The organism is Streptomyces sp. NPDC001108, from assembly GCF_053598535.1.
On the sequence record NZ_JBSFKL010000009.1, the window covers coordinates 162,301 to 181,686 of the forward strand.

Genomic DNA, 19,386 nt, shown 5'->3' on the forward strand with positions numbered 1-19,386 from the left:
AAATTTCGTATGAGTGTTCACAGCTGTGGGTGGCCGTCTGAGGAACGCCGACCCGCGCCACACACTGGACGACGGTCGAGGCGACCTTCTCGGTCTTCGCGGACATAAGCGAGGGCGGGCCGGCCGTCGAGGTGGAGGGTTTCGCCGGTGGGGGTGAAGCCGGTGCGGGTGAGGACGGTGCGGGAGGGGGTGTTGGTGACGGCGGCTCTGGCTCGGAGGGTGTGCAGGGCGTAGTCGGTGGCCGCCAGGGTGCAGAGGTGCTGGACGGTGGCGGTGGCCAGGCCGCGGTTGGTGGCCTTCTCGGCCATGCGGAAGCCCAGTTCGGCGGCGCCGTCGACGGCGTCCATCAGGTTGAAGCGGCCCAGCACCTCGCCGTCGGGGTCGATCAGGACGTGGAAGTGGCTGATGTCGGCGGACTGCTCGGCCAGGAGGGCGGCGTGGCGGGCGTCGAAGTCGGTGAAGTAGGCGTCGCCCCGGTCCGGGACGGACGCGGCGAAGAACGCGCGGTTCTCGCGCTCGAAGGCGAGCAGGGCGGGCGCGTGGTCGGGGCGGAGGCGCTGGAGTTCGGGCATGGCGTCACCCTACGGATCGGCGGGCGTGCGGCCGATGTGTTTTGTCGTGGCGCGCGGATGTGACACATCGGGGGCGATGTGTCACATCCGTTCGCAGGGGGGTGTCAGTCCGCGCCGTGGCACTCCCGGTAGGTGCGGCCGGAGCCGCACCAGCAGGGGGCGGTGCGGGCCGGGGGCCAGGGGATGGCGCGGCCGCGGGCGGCGAGGGTGGTGGCGTACTGGGGGAGGAGGTCCGGGTCGGACGGGGACGTGGCCTCCGAGGCGGCGAACGCCTCGTACGACGGGACCGTGCCGGTCACGATGCCGAGGTTCGGGGTGCCGGCCTGGTGGAGGTCGCGCAGGGCGGATTCCAGGCGGGCCAGGTGTTCGGTGTGTGAGGGGTACTCGCCGCGCAGCTCCGGGTAGCCGGCGAGGAGTTCGGTGAGTTCGTCCTCGGTCCAGTGCAGCACCGCGACCGGGAAGGGCCGGGACAGGGCGTCCCGGTACGTGCCCAACTCGGCGCGCAGGCGGGTGATCTCGGCCTTCAGCTCGGCCGGGTCGGACGAGCCCAGGGACCACAGGCGCTTGGGGTCGTGGAGCTCGTCCAGGGGGACGGACGCGGTGTGGAGGGTGTCGGCCAGCTCGTCCCAGGCGTCGTGGCCGGTGCCCATCAGCCTGCGGACCCGGTGGCGGCCGAAGAGCAGGGACCGGGTGGCGTACGGCACTTCCTCGCCGGGGGTCAGGAGCAGGGCCAGCGCGGCGGAGAAGAAGTCGTGGGCGGACTCCAGCTCGTCGTGGGCCTCGAAGGTGAGGGCCGCGATCTCCCAGGGGCCGGGGTCGAGGGGGCCCGCGGTGCGGACGCCCTCGATGATCGCGCGGGCCTCCGCCTCGTGGCCGTACTCCCACAGGTTGGCCGCGTTGAGGGCCTTGACCAGGTGGGGCCGGACGAGGTCGGGGGAGGCGAGGAGGTCTTCGTAGAGGGTGGTGGCGCGGGTGCGGTCGCCGGCGAGTTCCAGATGGGCCGCGGCCTGGATGAGCAGTGGCTCACGGTCCTCGGGGTACCGCGCCGCGGCGCGCAGCAGGCGCTCGGCTTCGGCGGTGTGGGCGGCAGGCGTGTCGGGGCGCATGGACCACACCGTACTGCCGTGCGGGTCATGGGCGGAGGGTCGTTCGGACCCTGGAGAGTTACGGGCCGGGGGCCTATCGTGCGGCCCGTGCGGGAGCGGATACCGGTGGTGACACAACGGAGCGCGCGCGGGCGCAGGGCCGTCGCGCGCGGTCTCTGGACCGGCGCCGAGCTGGTGGTGACCCTCGGCGTCGTCCTGTTGTTGCTCGTTGTTCATCAGCTCTGGTGGACCAACCGGCAGGCCCGCGCCGGGGCCGGGGACGAGGTGCGGTCGCTCCAGCGGGAGTGGGCGGTGGGGCGGGCGGACCCGGACGGGGACGGAGACGGGGACAGGGGCGGGAACGCGGGCGGGGGCGGGGACGGGCGCGCGGGCGGGGGCAAGCACGGGGGAGGCGGGGGCGGTGGGGGGCCCGGCGGGCGTACGGAGCCGCGGGGCGACCAGGCGTACGCCGTCATCCGCATCCCGCGGCTCGGGCTCGTCGCCCCCGTGGCCCAGGGCATCGACAAGCGGGGCGTCCTCGACAAGGGGTACGTCGGGCACTACCCCGGCACCGCGCAGCCCGGCCGCCCCGGGAACTTCGCCCTCGCCGGGCACCGCAACACGCACGGCGAGCCCTTCCGGTACATCAACCGGCTGCGGCGCGGCGACCGCATCGCCGTCGAGACCCGGGACGCCGTGTACACGTACACCGTCGACCGGACGCTGGCGCGCACCAGCCCGCGCGACGGCGGGGTCGTCGCGGCCGTTCCGCGCAGCAACCTGGCCCCGTACCCGGGGTACCACCGGGCCGGTTCCTATGTGACGCTCACGACGTGTACGCCCGAATTCACCTCCCGGTACCGGCTCGTGGTCTGGGGAAAACTGGTGGAGACCCGGTCGCGGTGACGCGGAGGGCCTAAGGTTCCCTGACGTGCTCAGACGACGTCCGCAGTTGTTGTGGTTGCTGGTCCCCTACGTGCTGTACCTGGGGGTGCTGCCGCTCGTGAACCGGGTCCACCCGGTGATTCTCGGGCTGCCGTTCCTCTTCGTGTGGCTGCTCGGGGCGACCCTGCTGACCCCCGTCGCCGTATGGCTGACCCGGCGGGGGGACCGCCGGTGAACGCCACGGTCGCGACCTCCGTCTTCGGCGCCTTCATGGTCGTCACCGTCGCCCTCGGGCTGCTCGCCGCGCGCGGGCGGCGGAAGGGCGGCGAGGGCGGCGGGCTCGCCGAGTGGTCCGTCGGCGGGCGCAGCCTCGGCACGGTGTTCATCTGGGTGCTGATGGCCGGCGAGGGCTACACCAGCTTCAGCTACCTGGGCGCCGCGGGCTGGGGCTACAACTACGGCACCCCGGTGCTGTACGTCGTCGCGTACATGTCCTGCGGGTACGCGGTCGGCTACGTCGTCGGCCCCATGCTCTGGGCGTACGCGCGCGAGCACGGGCTCGTCGGGATCACCGACATGGTGGCGCACCGCTTCGGGCGGCCCTGGCTCGGGGCGTTCCTCGCCGTGCTCGTCACCGTCTTCCTGCTCCCGTACATCCAGCTCCAGATCACCGGCATGGGCGTGGTCGTCTCGACGATCTCCTACGGGTCCATCAGCCTGAACTGGGCCTATTTCATCGCCTTCGCCGTCACCACCGGCTTCGTCGTGGTGAGCGGGCTGCGGGGCAGCGCCTGGGTCTCCGTGCTCAAGGACGTGCTGGTCATCGCCACCCTCGGCTTCCTCGCGTTCTACGTGCCGGCGCACTACTTCGGCGGGTACGGGCCCTTCCTCGACCGGCTCGTCACCGAGAAGAGCGAGTGGCTGACCTTCCCCGGGCACGGCGACAGCGGGCTCGGCCAGGCGTGGTTCATCACCACCTCGTTCCTCAACTCGCTCACCGTGGTCATCTTCCCGACCACCGTCGCCGGCTACCTCGGCGCGAAGAACGCCGACGTGCTGCGCCGCAACGCCATGCTGCTGCCCGCGTACAACGTGCTGCTGTTCGTGCCGATGCTGCTCGGCATGGCGGCGCTCTTCGTCGTGCCCGGACTGGTGGGCGCCGAGTCCAACCTGGCGCTCTTCAAGCTGGTCGTGGACTCGCTGCCGGCCTGGGCGGTCGGGGTCGTCGGGGTGGCCGCCGCGCTCTCCTCGATCGTGCCGATGGCCGTCTTCATGCTGGTCATCGGCACCATGTGGGGGCGCAGCGTGGTCTCGCTCGTACCGCGCCTGGAGCGGCGGCAGAAGGGGGCCGCGCAGAGCGTCGTGGTGGTCGCGGGGAGCCTCGCGCTGCTGCTGACGTACACCGCGCCGAACACCCTGGTCCGGCTCTCCCTCATCTCGTACGAGGCGATGGCGCAGCTGCTGCCGATGGTGCTGCTGGGGTTGGTGTGGCGGCGGCTGACCCTGTGGGGGGCGTTGAGCGGGCTGGCCGTCGGTGTCGCCCTGGTGTGCGGGTTCGTGTTCACGGACCACGATCCGGTGTGGGGGGTGAACGCGGGGATCGTGGCGCTCGCCGCCAACCTCGCCGTCGCGCTCGCCGTGACGTACGCGGGGCCGCGCGAGCGCGACGACCGGCCGGACGAGGAGGTGCTGGCGCGGGACGAGGTCCGTCCTCCCGTGGCGGCGGAGTGAGGGCCGGGGCCCACGGCGCGGGCGTGGACCGGTCCCGCGGGTCGGCCTCGTAGGCCGGTCGTCACGGCCGGTCGTGTATAACGGCTGGAGAGCACCGGACGACGCGTCCGGCCGGAGGGAAGAGGGGGAGGGGCCGATGAACGGTGACATGAACCGTCTGCGCGGTGGCCTCGCCCGGCTGCTCCGCCCCGCCGGTCTGCTGCTCTTCCTCCTCACCGAGGTGCTGCTCGCCGAGGGCGGCAGCCTCTCCGCCGCGGTCGCGCTGGCCGCCACCGCGGCCGCCGGTTCCGCGCTCGCCGTCGCCTCCCTCATCAGCGCCCGCTGCGCGCCCCCGGTGCCCCGCACCCGGATCCGCACCGCCATCCGGGACCGGGAGAAACGCACCGCGTTCCTTCCCCAGCGCGACCCCGACGCCAAGGGGAGCAGACGCCCCCGAGCCCCCGGACACGCCCTCCCGACGACCGCGTAGGGGCTCGTTCCCGCCGCCGTCCCGGCCGTTCCGGTTCCCCCGGACACCGGCCGGAGCAGGCGCCGTTCGCCGCCCCGCCGCGCGGTCCGTCATGCCGATCCCGTACTTCTCCCGGCACGACGAGACCCCCGGAGGGCTCACCCATGTCCGTCTTCATGTCCGCGTTCGCGGCCCTGGTCGGCGCGCTGGCCGACGCGCTGCACCCGCTCTTCCAGACCGCCTCCACCGCCGCCGCGATCGTGCTGTTCACCGCACTCGTACGGCTCGCCGTCCACCCCCTGTCGCGGGCTGCGGCGCGGGGGCAGAAGGCCCGCACCAGGCTCCAGCCGAAGATCGCGGAACTGCGCAGGAAGCACGGCAAGAACCCCGAACGGCTCCAGAAGGCGATGATGGAGCTTCACCGCGAGGAGAAGGTCTCGCCGCTCTCCGGCTGCCTGCCCAGCCTGCTCCAGATGCCCGCCTTCTTCCTGCTCTACCACCTCTTCTCCAGCCACCGCATCGGCGACGCCCCCAACGAACTCCTCGGCCACCAGCTCCTCGGCGCCCCGCTCGGCGCGCGCTGGCACGACGCGCTCGCGCACGGCGGGCCGTTCGGTACGCAGGGGCTGGTCTACCTCGCGCTCTTCGTGGTGGTCGCCGCCGTGGCCACGTTCAACTTCCGGCGCACCAAGCGGCAGCTGGCCGCCAACCCCGTCACCCCGGCCACCGGCCCGGACGGGCAGCCGGTGCCCGGCATGGGCGCGATGACCAGGCTGATGCCGCTGATGTCGTTCTTCACCCTCGTCACCGTGGCCGTCGTCCCGCTCGCCGCCGCGCTGTACGTCGTCACCAGCACCACCTGGACCGCGGTCGAGAGGGCCGTCCTCTACCGCGACATGCCGGCCGCCGGGGCCGCCGTGGCCAGCCCGGTCTGAGCGGGCGGGACGGGTACGGCGCCACCGGGAAGGCGGCCGTCGCGGTCCAGGTGGTGAACAGGGTCTTGTGGAGTGATCGGATGTCTTGGACGATCGGACAAGCCTGCGATGGCCGCCACCCATTCGACGGGCCCGATCTCGACCAAGGGGAGACAGAGAGTTGAAGCTGCTTCGTGTGGGTACGGCAGGGGCGGAACGACCGGCGCTGCTGGACGGGAACGGAACCCTGCGCGACCTGTCGGGGCTGGTCACCGACATCGACGGCGCCCTGCTCGCCGACGAGCCGGCGCTCGCCCGGGTGCGGGCCGCGGCGGCCGCCGGTGACCTGCCCGAGCTCGACGCCGAGGGGCTGCGGATCGGGCCGCCGCTCACCGGGATCGGCAAGATCCTGTGCATCGGGCTGAACTACCACGACCACGCCACCGAGACCGGTGCGGAGATTCCCACCGAGCCGATCCTGTTCTTCAAGGCGCCGGACACCGTCGTCGGACCCGAGGACACGGTGCTGGTGCCGCGCGGCAGCGTGAAGACCGACTGGGAGGTCGAGCTGGCGGTCGTCATCGGGCGCACGGCCCGGTACCTGGACTCCGCCGAGGAGGGGCTCGCGCACGTCGCCGGGTACGCGGTCGCGCACGACGTCTCCGAGCGCGAGTTCCAGATCGAGCGCGGCGGCACCTGGGACAAGGGCAAGAACTGCGAGACGTTCAACCCGCTGGGCCCGTGGCTGGTGACGGCGGACGAGGTCCCCGACCCGCAGGCGCTGTCGCTGAGGCTCTGGGTCAACGGCGAGCTGAAGCAGGACGGCACCACCGCCGACCAGATCTTCCCGGTGGGCGAGGTGGTCCGCTACCTGAGCCACTTCATGACGCTGTACCCGGGCGACGTGATCAACACCGGAACCCCGGCCGGCGTCGCGCTCGGGCAGCCCGAGCCCAAGCCGTACCTGCGGGCCGGGGACGTGGTGGAGCTGGAGATCGCCGGTCTCGGACGCCAGCGCCAGCAGCTCAAGGACGCGTAGGCGCCGGGGGCGCGCCCCCGGCACCCCGACTCAGGCGCCGGAAAGATCGGAGGCGTGCGGGGGCGTGGCGTGCGGCAGACGTACGGCCACGCCCTCGCGGGCCGACCGGCGGGCGGCCTTCAGGACGTCCAGCGCCGCCGCGGCCTGGAGGGCGGTCACCGGGTTCGGGCCCCGGCCGCGGAGCGCGTCGGCGACGGCCGCGTAGTACGCCGGGTAGTCGCCCGGCAGGGTGCGGACCGGGGTGCCGCCGCCGGTGGACGGGGACTCGCCCGAGCCGATCCGGCCCCACCGCTCCTCGGGCTCCTCGCCCCAGGGGCGGCCCGGTGCCGGGCGCAGGCCGGCGCGCAGGTCGGCCTCCTGCGGGTCGAGGCCGTACTTCACGTACCCGGCGCTCCGGCCGAGCACCCGGAAGCGCGGGCCGAGCTGGGCCGTCGTGGCGCTCACGTACAGGTGCGAGCGGACCCCGTTCGCATGGGTGAGCGCGAGAAAGGTGTCGTCGTCGGCGGCGGCCCCGGGGCGGCGCACATCGGCCTCCGCGTACACCAGCACGGCCGGCCCGAACAGGGTGAGCGCCTGGTCGACGACATGGCTGCCCAGGTCGTACAGCAGCCCTCCGATCTCCTCGGGATCGCCCGACTCGCGCCAGCCGCCCTTGGGCCGGGGACGCCACCGCTCGAAACGGGACTCGAAGCGCTGCACCTCGCCCAGCGCCCCGTCCGCGAGCAGCCCGGCGAGGGTGCGGAAGTCGTTGTCCCAGCGGCGGTTCTGGAAGACCGAGAGCAGCAGCCCGCGCTCGTCCGCCAGGGCCGCGAGCCCCCGCGCCCCGGCCGCCGTCCCGGCGATCGGCTTGTCCACCACGACCGGCAGCCCGGCCTCCAGGGCGGCCGTCGCGAGCGGGACGTGGGTCCGGTTCGGCGAGGCGATCACGATCAGATCGGGGGCCTCGGAGGTGCCCGCGCGCTCCCACAGCTCCTGCGGCGAGGCGGCGAACCGCACCCCGGGGTGCTCCGCGCGGGCCGCCGCCCGACGCTCCTCGTTCCGGGTGACGACGGTGTCGAGGACGAGGCCGTCGGTCGCGACGATCAGCGGGGCGTGGAAGACCGACCCCGCCAGGCCGAAGCCGACGAGCCCGACGCGCAGCGGGGCGTCGGACGGTCCGGGGTGCCGGTGGGGGGCGTCGGCGGTCTCGCCGCTACTCGCGTGGGCAGTCATGCCGCCACTCAAGCAACAGGCTCTTCCTTGTACAAGCGGGGTGCGAGCGGCGTACGGGCGGGGCGCGGGCGGCACGCGATCGGCGTACGCGCGGCGGGCAATCGGCGTACGGGCGGCATGTCGGCACCGCCCCTCGCGCGCGCGGGTGGCAGCGTCGGCCGGACCCGGTGAACTCCGGCGCACGGGGTGAGCCGACCGTTCCGCGCCCAGCGAAGGACCCCGATGGCCCCCACCCCGCCCCCCGAGAAACCCGCCGAGAAACCCGTCGGCACACCCGTCGGTACGCCCCCGGACACCCCCACCGCGCCCCCCACCCCGCCGCGCCTCGCGCCGTACGCGACCGCCGCCCCCACCTCCGTACCGGTGACCACGGCCGCGTCCATCCCGGTCATCGCCGCCCCCGCGCACCCCCCCTCGCCCCCGCACCCGGCAGCTCCCGGGCGGACGAGGCACGGTTTCGCGCTCGGGCTGGCCGTGGCGAGCGTCGTCCCGGCGGTCGTCCTCGGCGGCACGTCCGTCGCGCCCGCCTCGGCCGCCCGCTCCACCACCGCCGCACCCACGCCCGGTTCCTCCACCGCCCCGGCCCCGGCCCCCGACCCGGCCCCGGGACCGGGCGCCGTCCCCACCCCCGGGCCCCCGGCGGCCTGCGGGAACCCGGCGGCGAAGGACTTCCCCCTCACCACCCGCATCCACGGCGGCCCGACCACCTACGCCTCCGGCGGCGGGTACGGCACCTGGTTCCTGGACCTGACCAACACCACCACCGAACCCTGCCGGGCCGTCCACCCCGTGCTCGTCCTCACCGACGAGGGCCGCAGGCTCACCTCCGACCAGATCCAGCTCCAGTTCTCCGAGCCGGCCCGCCCCGACACGGAGCACCGCGTCCGCTGGGAGACCACCGACCAGGACGAGCACATCGGGGTCTTCGGCGGCACCGGGGACGACACCTTCGCCGGTTTCACCGTCCCGGCGGGCGGCACCGTCACCGTCCGGGTCCGGATGGCGTTCACCTCCGACACCAGCCCCGGCCGGATCACCGCCAACGCCGCCGTCGTCCAGCGGCAGCGCGTCGCGGGCAAGGACGACGGGGCCTGGATCGGCGAGTCCCACGACTACCCCTTCACCGTCGTCGACGACAGCGGCGACGGGACCGAGCGGGACACCGGGGGAACCGCGGAACCCCCGGCGGCGACGGAGACGACCGGACCCGACGACCCCGCGACCGCCGAATCCGTACCGGACGGCCCCCGCACACCCTCGCCCGCCGCCGACCCCGGCGATCCCGATCCGGGCGACCCCGACGCCGACGACCCCGACGCGGACGACCCCGACCTCCCCCGACTCGCCGAGACCGGCACCGACCCGCTCACGGCCCCCGCCCTGGCCGCCACCGGGCTGCTGATCGCCGGCGGCGCGATGGTGGTCACGGCCCGGCGGCTGCGCCGCGACACGAACTGACGGCCCCGGGGGCGCCCCGGCACCGCTCCCGCAACTCCCCGCTCGCCCGCACGTCCCCGGATGTTCACCGGTGTTCATATGGGTCTGCCACGATCGGCCGGTGGACTACCCGAACGACCAGGCACCTGGCGCACCCATCCGCTCCGGCATCCCGGAGCACGGCCGCATTCCCAAGTACTACGCGGTCAAGGCCCGTATCTCCGCACTCATAGGGGAGTTGGGCGAGGGCGGCATGCTGCCCACCGAGCGCGATCTCGCCGAGCGCCACGAGGTCTCGCGCGAGACGGTGCGTCAGGCGCTGCGCGAACTCCTGCTGGAGGGGCGGCTCGCCCGGCAGGGGCGGGGCACCGTCGTGGCCGGCCCCAAGCTGGAACAGCCTCTCTCGCTGGCGAGTTACACCGAGGGCGTGCGCCGCCAGGGCCGCACCCCGGGCCGTACCCTCATCGGCCTGGAGCGGTTCCCCTGCCCCGAGGCGCTGGCCGGGGACATCGGAGTGGTCCGGGGCGAGCCGGTCTGGCACCTGGAGCGGGTGCTGCTCGCCGACGACGACCGGGTCGGCCTGGAGAGCACCTACGTCCCGGTCGCCCGCATTCCGCACCTGGACACGGAGTTCGACCCCGACTCGTCCTTCTACGCCTACCTCCGCGACCGGCTCGGGATCTCCTTCGGCGACGGCGACGAGCGGATCGAGACCGTGCTCGCGACGCCCCGCGAGGCGCTGCTCATCGGCACCCCGCCCGCGCTGCCCATGCTGCTGCTCCACCGCGTCTCGCGCGACACCGCCGGCCGGCCGCTGGAGCGCGTACGGACCCTCTACCGGGGCGACCGCTTCTCCTTCACCGCCCACCTGGGCCCGCAGGACGGCCGCTGACCGACCGCTCCCCGGTGCGCCCACCCGGGTTGATAACGGAAAGGTAACGGGTCTAGGCCAAGCTTGGGGCCCAGTTCACCGTCCCGTTGCCGTACGGATCCGAACGGGTCACCCGCCCCGAGGAGCGTAACCGCCGTGAGAGTCATCGTCGTAGGAGCCGGCGTGGTGGGAACCATGCACGCCTGGCACGCAGTGAACCGCGGCCACGAGGTCGTACAGATCGAGCGCGAGAGCGAGGCACGCGGGGCATCGCTCCGCAATTTCGGACAGATATGGGTCAGCGGCCGGGCCGGTGGCGAGGAGCTGGAGACCGCGCTGCGCGCCCGTGAGCTCTGGGAGTCCATCGGGGAGCGGGTCCCCGGGCTCGGCTTCCGGGCCTGCGGTTCGCTCACCCCGGTCCGCACCGGGCTGGAGACCGCCGTCGCCGAGGCGGCCGTCGCCCGGCCCGACGCGGAGGCCCGCGGCTACAAGCTGCTGACCGCCGACGAGGCCCGCGCGATCAACCCCGCGCTGCGCGGCGAGTTCGCCGCCGCCCTGTGGTGCGGGCGGGACGCCGCGGTCGAGCCGCGCACCGCCCAGCGGGTCCTGAAGCAGGAGCTGCTGAAGTCGGGCCGGTACACCTTCCTCGGCGGCCGCGAGGTCCGCGAGGTGGTCGGTACCGCCTCCGTCCGCGACGACCACGGCGACGTCCACACCGGCGACGCGGTGATCCTGGCCACCGGTGCCTGGCTCGGCGGGCTCGTCCGCGAACTGGCCGGCCCCGACCTGCCGGTGCGCCGCGTCCGCCTCCAGATGATGCAGACCGACCCGCTGGGCGAGCCGCTCACCACCTCCGTCGCCGACCCCGACAGCTTCCGCTACTACCCGGCGTACCGGGGTGAGGCGCTCGACGCGCTCAACGCCGGCCAGGCCCAGGCGCCCACCGCCGCCGAGCACCGGATGCAGCTGCTGATGGTGCAGCGGAGCGACGGCGGGCTGACCATCGGCGACACCCACGAGTACGAGCACCCCTTCGCCTTCGACACCGTCGAGGAGCCGTACGAGCACCTCACCGCGGTCGTCGAGTCCTTCCTCGGCCGCCCGCTGCCGAGGATCCGCCACCGGTGGGCCGGGGTCTACGCCCAGTGCACCGACACCAGCCGGGTCGTCCACCGCCAGCAGGTGCGGGACGGCGTCTGGCTGGTCACCGGGCCGGGCGGCCGGGGCATGACCTGCTCGCCCGCCATCGCCGAAACGACCGCCGACGAACTGGGCTGGTGACGACATGACCCCGCAGAACCCCACGACCCCGCAGAAACCCGTGGCCCCGCGGCGGACCGCGACCCCCCTCGACCTGATCGTGCTCGACATGGCCGGCACCACCGTCGCCGACGGCGGGCTCGTCGAGCAGGCGTTCTCGGTGGCCGCCGAGCGCCTCGGCGTCGAACCCGGCTCCGCCGACCACGCCGGGAAGCTGGACTACGTACGCGCCACCATGGGCGAGTCAAAGATCTCCGTCTTCCGCCACCTCTTCGGCGACGAACAGCGCGCCCAGCAGGCCAACACCGCCTTCGAGGCGGCCTACGGCGAGCTGGTCGACGGGGGCAGGATCGCCCCGGTCCCCGGCGCCCGCGACGCCATCGAGCGGCTCAAGGACGAGGGCCGCACCGTGGTCCTGTCCACCGGCTTCGCCCGGGTCACCCAGGACGCCATCCTGGCCGCGCTCGGCTGGCAGGACCTGGTCGACCTGACCCTCTGCCCGGCCGACGCGGGCGGCCGCGGCCGCCCCTACCCGGACATGGTGCTCGCCGCCTTCCTGCGCACCGGTGCCGTCGACGGCGTCCAGCAGGTCGTGGTCGCCGGCGACACCTCGTACGACATGCTCAGCGGGGTCCGCTCCGGTGCCGGGATCGTCGCCGGGGTGCTCACCGGCGCCCACGACAAGGACCAGCTGAGCCGCAACGGCGCCACGCACGTCCTCGGTTCCGTCGCCGAGCTGCCCGACCTGATCGCGCGGGCCGAGGCATGACCGGCGGAGAGCGGTCCGTCCGCAGCGGAATCAGGTTCGACCGGGTCAGCGTCGTGTACGGCGGCAACACCGTCCTCGACCGGCTCGACCTGACCGTCGAACCCGGCGAGGTCATGGCCCTGCTCGGCCCGTCCGGCTCGGGCAAGACCACCGCCCTGCGCGCCGTCGCCGGATTCGTCCGGCCCGCCTCGGGCCGGGTCTACCTCGGCGACCGCGACGTCACCGCCCTGCCGCCGCACAAACGCGGCATCGGCATGGTCGTCCAGCAGTACGCCCTCTTCCCGCACATGCGGGTCCAGGACAACGTCGCCTTCGGACTCAAGGCACGCAAGGCCGCCGCGTCCGAGATCCCCGAGCGGGTCGCCGAGGCCCTCGACATGGTCGGCATGGCCGCCTACGCCACGCGCTTCCCGCGCGAGCTCTCCGGCGGCCAGCAGCAGCGCGTCGCCATCGCCCGCGCGCTCGCCATCCGGCCCGGGGTGCTGCTGCTCGACGAACCGCTCTCCGCCCTCGACGCCCAGCTCCGCTCCGGAATGCTCGCCGAACTGGCGCGACTGCACCGGGAGTTGCCGGACGTCTCCATCCTGTACGTCACCCACGACCAGGTCGAGGCGCTCACCCTCGCCGACCGGATCGCGGTCATGGACAAGGCGCGGCTCCAGGACTGCGGCACCCCGCAGGACCTCTACCGCCGCCCGCGCACCGAGTTCACCGCCTCCTTCGTCGGCAACGCCAACCTGCTGCCGGTCACCGTCGCCGAGGCGGCCGACACCGTCGGCTTCGCCGGGCGTGCCCTCTCCGTGCCGACCGGCGAGGCCGCCCGGGGAGCCACCGCCACCCTCTGCGTCCGCCCCCACCTGGTCGGGCTCGGCGAGGGGCCCAACGCGCTCGCCGGAACGATCGCCGAGGTCCAGTGGCGCGGCTCCACCCACCGCCTCTACGTCGACGTCGACGGCCACCGCGTCAAGGCCGACGTCAAGGAGCTCCGCGAGACCCCGGCCCTCGGCGACCGGGTCACCCTGCACTTCGCGGCCGAGGACGCGGTGCTGCTGCCCGCCGGCACGGCCCCGGGAACCGGGGGAGGAGCCGATGGCTAGCGCGGCCCCCGCCCTCGTGGCGGACACGGCCACGACCGGGACGGAGCCGTCCGGCCACCCGCGGGCCCCGGCCCGCGAGCCCCGCCGCGTACCGAGCTTCGTCTGGGCGCTGCCGCCCGTCGCGGTCCTCGCCGTGGTCTTCCTCTACCCGCTGGCCCTGGTCGTCCAGCAGTCCGTCCGCCCCGACGAGGGCGGCACCTCGCTCGCCCCGTACGGCGAGGTCTTCGCCTCCGAGTCGTTCCGTTCGGCGCTGACCACCACGGTCTGGCTGGCGGTCGGCGCCACGGTCGGCTGCCTGGTGCTGGGCTTCGTCCTGGCCATGATCATCTCGTTCGTGCCGTTCCCCGGCGGCCGGGCCGTCGCCAAGTTCATCGACGTCTTCCTCTCCTTCCCGTCCTTCCTGATCACGCTCGCCCTGCTGTTCATCTACGGCAGCGTCGGCATGGCCAACGGGCTGTGGACGGACGTCACCGGGGCGGCCGGCGGCCCCTTCGACTTCCTCACCACCCCGTGGGGCGTCCTGCTCGCCGAGATCACCTACTTCACGCCCTTCGTGATGCGCCCGCTGCTCGCCGCGTTCTCCCAACTCGACACCGCGCAGCTGGAAGTGGCCTCCTCGCTGGGGGCCGGGCCCGGCCGGACCGTGCGGCGGGTGATCCTCCCCGAGGCGCTGCCCGCGCTCGCCGCCGGCGGCAGCCTGGTCCTGGTGATGTGCCTCAACGAGTTCGGCATCGTGCTCTTCACCGGCGCCAAGGGCGTCACGACCCTGCCGATGCTCGTCTACGGCAAGGCGATCCTGGAGTCCGACTACCCGGCGGCCTGCGTCGTCGCCGTCGTCAACATCGCGATCTCCGTCGGCCTCTACAGCCTGTATCGGATGGTGAGCCGCCGTGTTGGTGCATAGCCGTACCGGGAAGTGGGCCACCTGGGCCGTCTTCTTCCTCCTCTTCGTGCCGCTGTTCGCGGTGCCGCTGCTGGTCATCCTCGCCGCGTCCTTCACCACCAACTGGTCCGGCGCCTTCCCCTCCGGGCCGACCACCAAGCACTACGCGGCGGCCACCGGGGGCGACTCCCTCCAGGCCCTGACCACCAGCCTGATCACCGCCGTCAGCGCCAGCCTGCTGGCCCTGACCGTGGGTTCCTGGGCCGCGCTGGCCGCCGCCTCGCTGCGCAGGCGCGGCAAGCGGTTCCTCGACGCGCTGTTCATGCTGCCGGTCGCGGTGCCGTCGGTGGTCGTCGGCCTTGCCGTGCTCGTCGCGTTCAGCCGGCCGCCGATGCTCCTCAACGGCACGCGCTGGATCGTGATCCTGGCGCACACCATTCTTGTCACGGCGTTCGCCTATTCGTCGGTTTCGGCGGCAATAGTGCGTCTCGACCCGATGTACGAACAGGCGGCGGCCAGCCTCGGCGCCCGCCCCGGTTACGTCCTGTGGCGCATCAGGCTGCCGCTCCTGCTGCCGTCGCTCACGGCGGCGGCGGGGCTCTGCTTCGCGCTGTCCATGGGCGAGCTGAGCGCCACGATGATGCTCTACCCGCCGGACTGGACACCGCTCCCGGTGCAGATCTTCGCGGCCACCGACCGTGGCTCGCTGTTCACCGGAGCGGCCGTCGCCGTGGTCCTGATGGGCACGACGCTGCTGGTGCTGCTCGGAGTCTCCCGCATCCGCACCAGGGCCTCGTACCGCTGATCCGCTTCCGCCGGTCCTCCGGCGTCCCCCGCAACGACCTCGGACCCCCGTAACGACTCCGGCCGGCTTCCGGCCGACATCCAGGAGATACGACCCGCCATGCGCAAGAACCACCTCAAGCCCATCGCCGCCGTCACCGGTGCCCTCGCCCTGGCCGCCACCCTCTCCGCCTGCGGCGGCTCCTCCGCCGCCTCCGACGAGAAGGTCGTCACCGTCTACAGCGCCGACGGCCTCAAGGGCGAGAACGGCGACGGCTGGTACGACAAGGTCTTCAAGGACTTCGAGAAGAAGACCGGCATCAAGGTCAAGTACGTGGAGGGCGGCTCCGGCGAGATGGTGCAGCGTGCCGTCCGCGAGAAGTCCAACACCCAGGCGGACGTCCTGGTCACCCTGCCGCCGTTCATCCAGCAGGCCGACGCCAAGGGGCTGCTGGCCGCGTACGCGCCGAAGGGCGCCGACCAGGTCGACGGCGCCGACAAGGCGTCCGACGCCAAGTGGACATCGGTCGTCAACAACTACTTCGGCTTCATCTACAACAAGAAGGAACTGAAGAAGGCGCCGGGCACTTGGGAGGCGCTCCTCGACGGCACGTTCAAGAACAAGATCCAGTACTCCACCCCCGGGGTCGCCGGCGACGGCACGGCCGTCCTCATCAAGGCCATGCACGACTTCGGCGGCAAGGAGCCGGCGATGGAGTACCTGAAGAAGCTCCAGACCAACAACGTCGGCCCGTCCGCCTCCACCGGCAAGCTGGCCCCCAAGGTCGACAAGGGCGAGCTGTTCGCCGCCAACGGCGACGTCCAGATGAACTTCGCGCAGTCCAAGGACATGCCCAACCTCGGCCTCTGGTTCCCCGCGAAGCAGGGCGGCAGGCCCACCACCTTCGCCCTGCCCTACGCGGCCGGCCTGGTGAACAAGGCCCCGCACACCGAGAACGGCAAGAAGCTCCTCGACTTCATGCTCTCCGAGCAGGCCCAGAAGGACGTCAGCGCGGTCGGCGGCGGCTTCTCCGCCCGCAAGGACGTCGAGGCCACCGACGCCAACGCCATCGAGCTGGCCAAGCTGATGGACGGCGTCGAGATCTTCGAGCCCGACTGGTCGGACATCGGCACCAACCTGGACGACTACGTCGGCGCCTGGAAGTCCGCCACCGGAAGCTGACCGGCCGACCCGGGGCCCGACGGGCCCACGCTCTAAAATCGGGGGCGTCGGCGCTGCACAACGCGGTGCCGCCGGCGTCCCCGCACACGGCGTACGGCAGGAGTCCCGCACATGGCAGAGCGCAAGCCGATCTCATCCTGGCTCACCGACATGGACGGAGTCCTGATCCACGAAGGCACCCCGATTCCCGGGGCGGACGCCTTCATCAAGCGGCTGCGCGAATCGGGCCTCCCCTTCCTCGTCCTCACCAACAACTCCATCTACACCGCCCGCGACCTGCACGCCCGCCTCAAGCGCATGGGCCTGGACGTGCCGGTGGAGAACATCTGGACCTCCGCGCTGGCCACCGCCAAGTTCCTGGACGACCAGCGCCCCGGCGGCACGGCGTACGTCATCGGCGAGGCCGGGCTCACCACCGCCCTGCACGACATCGGGTACGTCCTCACCGACCACGAACCCGACTACGTGGTCCTCGGCGAGACCCGCACGTACAGCTTCGAGGCGCTCACCAAGGCGATCCGGCTGATCAACGGCGGGGCCAGGTTCATCTGCACCAACCCCGACGAGACCGGCCCGTCCGCCGAGGGCCCGCTGCCCGCCACCGGCTCCGTCGCCGCCCTCATCACCAAGGCCACCGGCAAGGAGCCGTACTTCGCGGGCAAGCCCAACCCGCTGATGATGCGGACCGGGCTCAACGCGATCGGCGCCCACTCCGAGACCAGCGCCATGATCGGCGACCGGATGGACACCGACGTGCTGGCCGGTCTGGAGGCGGGGATGCAGACCTTCCTCGTCCTGACCGGGCTCACCACGGTCGCCGACATCGACAAGTACCCGTTCCGGCCGTCCAAGGTCGTCGACTCGATCGCCGACCTCGTCGACCTGGTCGAAACGCCCTGACCGAAACGCCCTGACCGAGACGGCCTGACCGAGACGGCCCGAGGCGCCCCCGGCACCCCGGCGCCGCGTTCCTGCGGATGCGGAACGCGCCGGGACGCGTGAACCTGCTCGAAGGAGGTTCACGATGCGCTTCACGCTCCTCACGTTCTGTGCCGCCGCGGTGGTCACGGCGACCCTGGCGCCCGCCGCCACCGCACTGGCCGAATCCGGGCCCGCCCCGGGGATCTCGCTCACGGCGAGTCCGCGCTCCGTCGGGGCGGGCGGTGAGGTGGAGCTGAGGCTGACGGGCTGCGCGGGCCGCACGGCCACCGGCCGGTCCGACGCCTTCGTCGCCCCGGCGGGCTTCGCCCCCGGCCCGGACGGGGGGCTGGTCGCCCGGACCCGGATCAGCTCGGACGCCCGGCCCGGCGACCACCCTGTCCGGGTCACCTGCGCGGCCGGTACGGACGGCAAAGGCAGCCAGGACACCACGGGCACCATGGGCAGCGCCGGACCCATGGGCACCACCGGTACCGGCACGGTCGCCGTGATCGACCGGGGCCGGGCCACCCCGCTCGCCCCGGTCGCCGCGGGCGGCGGTGTGGCCCTGTTCGCCACCGGGGACGGCCGCCAGGAGGGCCCCGGCACCGCGCAGGCGGTCACCGGGCTGGTCCTGGCCGCCGTCACGGCCGTCGCCGTGATGCTCCGCGGCACCCGCCGCCGGGGCCGCCGCTCCCCGGACTGACCCGAGCGCGTCCCGCCCCGGCGCCGAGGACGAACTCACCCGAACGGACGGCACCGGCCGAGAAGACCGCAGGTCACCGCGACGGCCGATGATCCCCGAACCTGTCGCCGTCCCTTTCGGCCGCTGTTTCTTCCTTCTTTTCGGCTGTTTCGCCGGTTTCTTCCGTTGCTTTCGCGGGCTGCTCCTGGCATTCTTGAATCTCGCAAGGTCCCATGCGTTCGATTGAGGATGCTCAAGGGATCTTGCTCTCGTGGGCCCCCGGTTTTCGCCGGGGGTTTCTGCGTTCTAGGGCGTGTTCCGAAAGCTCCGTGTGTCGTTCCCCGCCCAGACGATGCCATCGGTTCCGTGACCGGGAAGCCAGTGGTCGGCCAGGCGCCGGTACGCCTTCGACATGGCGCCCACCGGATCTATCCGCGGCCAGATCTCGGGCCTCCGGAGAGCCAGGTGGTGGAAGGCCGCGTATCCGACCAGGTCGGCGGCCTGGATGAACTGGCTGTACTTGCTGTCCTGCATGATCGGGTCCTCCAGCACCCGGCGGGAGGCCAGCGGGAGCCCGCGATGGGCGTCGCGGTAGGGCTTGGCGTTGCGGATGGCCTGTTCCCACGAGGCCCGGGCGTCCTCGGGGGTCAGTGCGGTCGTGTCGGGAGGGCCGGACAGGCCGTCGAACATGATCATGACTCTGGTGTCCTGGCCGAGGGCCCATGCCTCCAGGTGGTTCACGAAGGACTGGTACACCTCCGCCACCTGCGTGGTGCGGCCGACCACGGTGAGCACGCGAAGACTCGCGCAGCGCGTGAGCTGCTTGATCATGAGGTCGTGGGCGGCGATACGCGCGGAACGGCCGAATCTCTTGTTCTGCTCCGGGGTCGCGCAGGGTCGGCCGCGCCCCTTCACCAGCCGGTTGGCATGGAGTTCGGTGTTCTTCGGGACGCCCCACTCCTCCTCCAGCTTGCGCCGCCCCTCCAGCCAGTGGTGCAGCAGGTCGTTCCATCCCTCTTCCGGGACGAGGAGGCCGGTCAGGGTGCGGCCTTGGTCGGCCCCGGAGTCGTCGGCGTAGCAGAAGTACACGAGCGGAATATATGGCTGTGGGATCGGCCGGGGGAAGCCGCTTCCACCCGGCTGTCCGGCCGGTCGGGGAGCGCCGGGCGGGGCGCGTGACGGTCGGGCGTGAGTGCGATTCGCACCCCTCTTGCGGAGGGCGCGCAGGGCGGCGTATGAAAATCCGCTTCGCGCCTCTGGGTAACCGTTCGGTGACTGTGCGCCGTCCATCCGGGTAATGATTCAGGAGGGCGTCATCGAGGGCGCCCCCCGGGGTGGGAGGCCGGCGAGGGGCTGGGGTGCGGGCGCATGGATGCGCGAAAGCCCCCTCATGCTCGATGAGGGGGCTTCGGCTCTGCGTGCGCCGCCAGGGACTCGAACCCCGGACCCGCTGATTAAGAGTCAGCTGCTCTAACCAACTGAGCTAGCGGCGCCTGCTGACCTGGAGAACTCTACCCGAAGCCGGAGGGTGCTCCGGACCACCCGGCGTCCGTTCGCGGCCTGTCGGATGGTCGTTTTTTCTCTTCCGTCCGTCAAAATGTCCTATGTCAGGAG

At 72.7% G+C, this 19,386-nt stretch carries 20 protein-coding genes and 1 tRNA gene; 16 read left to right on the plus strand and 5 right to left on the minus strand.

Translation table 11 applies throughout. From position 1 onward, the window contains the following. Positions 1-17 precede the first annotated feature (17 nt). Entirely contained in the window at positions 18-572 is a 555-nt protein-coding gene (locus ACWC97_RS21320) for a GNAT family N-acetyltransferase (protein ID WP_450650882.1), read from the minus strand. A 104-nt stretch (positions 573-676) separates the two neighbouring features. Continuing rightward, entirely contained in the window at positions 677-1,678 is a 1,002-nt protein-coding gene (locus ACWC97_RS21325) for an SEC-C metal-binding domain-containing protein (RefSeq protein ID WP_450650884.1), read from the minus strand. Between the two features lie 78 nt (positions 1,679-1,756). On the opposite strand from ACWC97_RS21325, the gene ACWC97_RS21330 reads away from it, so the two are divergent. The 6 genes from ACWC97_RS21330 (at position 1,757) to ACWC97_RS21355 (ending at position 6,674) form a co-directional block, all read left to right on the plus strand. Continuing rightward, positions 1,757-2,563, plus strand: coding sequence for a class E sortase (locus tag ACWC97_RS21330; protein WP_450650886.1), 807 nt, complete (start codon positions 1,757-1,759; stop codon positions 2,561-2,563). Positions 2,564-2,618: 55 nt separating this feature from the next. Continuing rightward, on the plus strand, positions 2,619-2,777 hold the full coding sequence (locus tag ACWC97_RS21335) for a DUF3311 domain-containing protein (protein ID WP_124723383.1): 159 nt from the start codon (positions 2,619-2,621) through the stop codon (positions 2,775-2,777). Then, positions 2,774-4,273, plus strand: coding sequence for a sodium:solute symporter family protein (locus tag ACWC97_RS21340; RefSeq protein ID WP_450650888.1), 1,500 nt, complete (start codon positions 2,774-2,776; stop codon positions 4,271-4,273). The genes ACWC97_RS21335 and ACWC97_RS21340 overlap by 4 nt, the downstream gene beginning before the upstream one ends. Positions 4,274-4,409: 136 nt before the next feature. Next, positions 4,410-4,742 carry a DUF6412 domain-containing protein gene (locus ACWC97_RS21345; RefSeq protein ID WP_450650890.1) on the plus strand — a complete coding sequence of 111 codons (333 nt, stop codon included), beginning with the start codon at positions 4,410-4,412 and terminating at the stop codon, positions 4,740-4,742. Positions 4,743-4,885: 143 nt separating this feature from the next. After that, the gene (locus ACWC97_RS21350; RefSeq protein WP_352273775.1) at positions 4,886-5,656 is read left to right on the plus strand and encodes a YidC/Oxa1 family membrane protein insertase; all 771 of its coding nucleotides are present in this window, start codon (positions 4,886-4,888) and stop codon (positions 5,654-5,656) included. 160 nt (positions 5,657-5,816) lie between these two features. Next, positions 5,817-6,674, plus strand: a complete 858-nt coding sequence (locus ACWC97_RS21355) for a fumarylacetoacetate hydrolase family protein (RefSeq protein WP_352273776.1) — start codon at positions 5,817-5,819, stop codon at positions 6,672-6,674. A 30-nt stretch (positions 6,675-6,704) separates the two neighbouring features. Here the strand turns inward: ACWC97_RS21355 and ACWC97_RS21360 are convergent, their stop codons facing one another. Next, positions 6,705-7,886 (minus strand): Gfo/Idh/MocA family oxidoreductase, encoded by a 1,182-nt coding sequence (locus ACWC97_RS21360; RefSeq protein ID WP_450650892.1) that lies wholly within the window; start codon positions 7,884-7,886, stop codon positions 6,705-6,707. Between the two features lie 222 nt (positions 7,887-8,108). Here ACWC97_RS21360 and ACWC97_RS21365 point away from each other — a divergent pair, with 222 nt between their 5' ends. From ACWC97_RS21365 to ACWC97_RS21410, 10 genes are all read left to right on the plus strand, one after another. Then, entirely contained in the window at positions 8,109-9,344 is a 1,236-nt protein-coding gene (locus ACWC97_RS21365) for a hypothetical protein (protein ID WP_450650894.1), read from the plus strand. A 100-nt stretch (positions 9,345-9,444) separates the two neighbouring features. After that, entirely contained in the window at positions 9,445-10,215 is a 771-nt protein-coding gene (locus tag ACWC97_RS21370; RefSeq protein ID WP_352273778.1) for a GntR family transcriptional regulator, read from the plus strand. Positions 10,216-10,350: 135 nt separating this feature from the next. Further along, the gene (locus tag ACWC97_RS21375) at positions 10,351-11,475 is read left to right on the plus strand and encodes a TIGR03364 family FAD-dependent oxidoreductase (protein WP_450650896.1); all 1,125 of its coding nucleotides are present in this window, start codon (positions 10,351-10,353) and stop codon (positions 11,473-11,475) included. Positions 11,476-11,479: 4 nt separating this feature from the next. After that, positions 11,480-12,223 (plus strand): phosphonatase-like hydrolase, encoded by a 744-nt coding sequence (locus ACWC97_RS21380; protein ID WP_450650898.1) that lies wholly within the window; start codon positions 11,480-11,482, stop codon positions 12,221-12,223. Further along, positions 12,220-13,320 (plus strand): ABC transporter ATP-binding protein, encoded by a 1,101-nt coding sequence (locus ACWC97_RS21385; protein WP_352273781.1) that lies wholly within the window; start codon positions 12,220-12,222, stop codon positions 13,318-13,320. The genes ACWC97_RS21380 and ACWC97_RS21385 overlap by 4 nt, the downstream gene beginning before the upstream one ends. Continuing rightward, on the plus strand, positions 13,313-14,224 hold the full coding sequence (locus ACWC97_RS21390; RefSeq protein ID WP_450650900.1) for a 2-aminoethylphosphonate ABC transporter permease subunit: 912 nt from the start codon (positions 13,313-13,315) through the stop codon (positions 14,222-14,224). Before ACWC97_RS21385 ends, ACWC97_RS21390 begins: the two co-directional genes overlap by 8 nt. Then, positions 14,211-15,008, plus strand: a complete 798-nt coding sequence (locus ACWC97_RS21395; protein ID WP_450650902.1) for an ABC transporter permease — start codon at positions 14,211-14,213, stop codon at positions 15,006-15,008. Before ACWC97_RS21390 ends, ACWC97_RS21395 begins: the two co-directional genes overlap by 14 nt. A 99-nt stretch (positions 15,009-15,107) precedes the next feature. Then, on the plus strand, positions 15,108-16,169 hold the full coding sequence (locus tag ACWC97_RS21400; RefSeq protein WP_450650904.1) for a 2-aminoethylphosphonate ABC transporter substrate-binding protein: 1,062 nt from the start codon (positions 15,108-15,110) through the stop codon (positions 16,167-16,169). A gap of 111 nt (positions 16,170-16,280) precedes the next feature. Next, positions 16,281-17,069, plus strand: coding sequence for an HAD-IIA family hydrolase (locus ACWC97_RS21405; protein ID WP_352273785.1), 789 nt, complete (start codon positions 16,281-16,283; stop codon positions 17,067-17,069). A gap of 124 nt (positions 17,070-17,193) precedes the next feature. Continuing rightward, positions 17,194-17,793 carry a hypothetical protein gene (locus ACWC97_RS21410; RefSeq protein WP_450650906.1) on the plus strand — a complete coding sequence of 200 codons (600 nt, stop codon included), beginning with the start codon at positions 17,194-17,196 and terminating at the stop codon, positions 17,791-17,793. Positions 17,794-18,078: 285 nt separating this feature from the next. Here ACWC97_RS21410 and ACWC97_RS21415 read toward each other — a convergent pair whose 3' ends face one another. Then, on the minus strand, positions 18,079-18,861 hold the full coding sequence (locus ACWC97_RS21415; protein WP_352273787.1) for a DUF3800 domain-containing protein: 783 nt from the start codon (positions 18,859-18,861) through the stop codon (positions 18,079-18,081). 330 nt (positions 18,862-19,191) lie between these two features. Continuing rightward, positions 19,192-19,265, minus strand: a tRNA-Lys gene (locus ACWC97_RS21420). Positions 19,266-19,386: the final 121 nt, after the last annotated feature.